At 61.0% G+C, this 2598-nt stretch carries 2 protein-coding genes and 2 pseudogenes; all 4 read right to left on the bottom strand.

All coding sequences use genetic code 11. From position 1 onward, the window contains the following. Positions 1-419: pseudogene (locus tag AC629_RS43100) on the bottom strand (IS66 family transposase); the annotation flags it as partial. Positions 420-432: 13 nt separating this feature from the next. After that, complete coding sequence (ltrA, locus tag AC629_RS43095; RefSeq protein ID WP_143199909.1) at positions 433-1686, bottom strand: group II intron reverse transcriptase/maturase; 1254 nt, start codon at positions 1684-1686, stop codon at positions 433-435. A 214-nt stretch (positions 1687-1900) separates the two neighbouring features. Then, positions 1901-2035, bottom strand: a complete 135-nt coding sequence (locus AC629_RS50060; protein WP_256436599.1) for a hypothetical protein — start codon at positions 2033-2035, stop codon at positions 1901-1903. A gap of 201 nt (positions 2036-2236) precedes the next feature. Continuing rightward, positions 2237-2598 (bottom strand): annotated as a pseudogene (locus tag AC629_RS43090) (IS66 family transposase); the annotation flags it as partial.

The raw sequence follows: 2598 nt of genomic DNA, 5'->3' as shown, positions 1-2598 counted from the left end.
CGCTCGATGGCGAACAGAACATCGATGCGCTTGACCGCCTCGGCCGCAATCGGCGCCTTGCTGAGCCGCGCGAGATCAAAGAACTTGCGCCTGCCGTGCGCCCAGCATGCGGCCTCGATGATCGGGCCGCCCTTGCGATTGGCCTCGTAGAGCCTGCCAAAGCCGGCGTAGGCGTCGGCCTGCATCAGTCCGGCATAGCCCGCCAGATGCTGCTCCGGATGCGCACCGCCACGATCGGGCGAGTAGAAGAACACGGCCGCCGGCGGATCTGGGCCGGCAAACGGACGGTCGTCGCGCACGTAGGTCCAGAGCCGGCCGGTCCGGGTCTTGCTCTTGGCCAGGACCGGCACCGTGGGGTGAGTAGGCCGGAGGGATTTCACCTCCAGCCTCTCGCAGAACCGGGCGTGAGACTCTCGCCTCACCCGGCTCCCATCAGGCAAGCTTGCCGCCATCGCCAAGTTGCCAATGCACAAAGAGCCTGCGGTTCTCACTCGCGATCTTCTCCAGGAAGAGACGCGCGCGTCCCAAGCGGTGATGGAAGCGCTTGTACTTTCGCTTCAACCAGATAGCCAACGTCTGGTTGATGTAGCGCGCCAAAGGATAGAGCGCTGAACGCGTGTATTGCCCATAATATGCGATCCACCCCCTAACCATCGGGTTTAGTTCGCGGGCGATATCGTCTAGCGTCACCTCGGTTCGCTTGCGAAGTTTCAAGCCTCGGATCGCCGCCCGCATCGCGTTCAGCGCTGGTTTGCTGACCGCTGGGGTGAACCCACAGAACATCTTCCGCGAGCGCGGCCCCAGGACCGATCGGGGCCGGAAGCAATACCCGAGAAAGTCAAACATGGCCGTCTCGCTTTTACCTCGGCGTCGATCATCCTTGCAGTAGACGATTCTCGTCTTCGTAGGATGCAGTTCAAGGTGGCACTCCGCCAGCCGAGCCTGGAGCGCTGCGCAAACGCTCTGCGCCTCCATCTCATTGCGACAATGGACCAACCCGTCATCCGCATACCGACACCACCTGAGATCAGGGAACGTCCGCGCCATCCAGAGATCAAATGCATAGTGCATGAAGAGGTTGGCGAGGATCGGGCTCACCACGCCCCCTTGTGGGGTGCCGCGGCTTCGCTCGATTATCGGTCCATCCTCTTGCACCATCGGCGCTGTCAGCCATCGTTCGATGTAGAGCAGCGCCCATGTGCACGTCACATGTTTCCGGACGGCCCGCAGCAAGAGCTCGTGGTCGATATTGTCAAACAATCCTTTGATGTCGAACTCTAGAACCCAATCATACTTCCAGCACCGCTGTCGCGTGACGCCTACGGCATCGAGAGCCGATTTGCCGGCTCTGTAGCCATAGGAATCCGCCAGAAAGATTGCGTCGAGAGCCGGCTCAATCCGTTGTTTAACAACCGTCTGTGCCACGCGGTCCGCCACGGTGGGCACCCCGAGGATCCTTTGGCCTCCACTCTTCTTCGGAATGGAGACGGCCCGAACAGGCGGCGGGAAGTAAGCGCCTGAGCTCATTCGATTCCAAATCTTGTAGAGATTTCCCTTCAAGTCGGACTCGAACTGCTCAATCGTCACTCCGTCGACACCGGCTGCGCCACCATTGGATCGCACCTGCAGATATGCTTCGTACACCTTTCTCTTGTCGATCTTGAACGGCTTGCTCGGCTGGTTCATCGACGTCCTCCTGTTGCCAGTTGCGACGATGGCCAGCCCACCTGATCCGATCCCTTTGCTCCGGCCCCATTACGAGCCTTCGTCGCTAATACGGATCGGTCCGTCCCAGTGCTCCGCGTCGGTACTCTCGCCTCACGGTCTTCTCCGCTTGTGCTTCTCCCTTTCCATCGGAGCGACTGGTTCCTGCAGTTCCGCGACAGCGCCTGCATCCGATTCACGCCCCCTCGACGCCGGTCGCCGCCCGCCCGGTCATCAGGCTTCCGGCGGGCTCATCCCAGAGGGACGACACACCTCTGGTTTTGACGACGATTTCCACGTTACGACGGTTCATCGGTGGGTTCATTTTCATTCGTCTCTCGGACGCGTATCCGTTCGGGTACCCCCGACCGTTAGCTTCAACGCTCACGACCACGCCTCTTAAGCGAAGCCGCTTGAAGTGATTTGAGACCTACTCCTGAAAGTCGATCTCGAGGGGCCTACCCTCATCGCTGCCGCAGCTTGTGCACACAGATGTTCAGATCATTTCGATCATCCTTTCTGTGTGCTGCTGCAGCACACTGTCATCTGCGTGGATGCGTTCGGCTGCGAAGATGTGGCTCCGGATCGCATCGACCAGCGGCATCAGCGTTGCCGCCGCGGCGCCCACCCAGTCCGCGAGCGTCGATACGTCGAGGTCGATGCCTTCACGCTGGTAGACGTCGCTCTGACGATTGAGCGGCAGGTGCAGGCCGTACTTGGCAAACAGAACATGGGCCAGCAGCTTGGGTCCTGCACGCCCGCGCGCAATCGGATGCGAGGGGGCCGGCGGCTGGGTGATCGCTTCGCAGGCCCGGCAAACGAGCTTCTCGCGCACGTGCTGGGTCACCTTCCACTGACGCGGAACGAGCTCCAGCGTCTCGGTCACATCTTCGC

The sequence above is a fragment of the Bradyrhizobium sp. NAS80.1 genome (assembly GCF_001908205.1).
Classification (GTDB): Bacteria; Pseudomonadota; Alphaproteobacteria; order Rhizobiales; family Xanthobacteraceae; genus Bradyrhizobium.
Note: the sequence above shows the minus strand (reverse complement) of the source record. Positions and strands in the feature narration are given on the sequence as shown.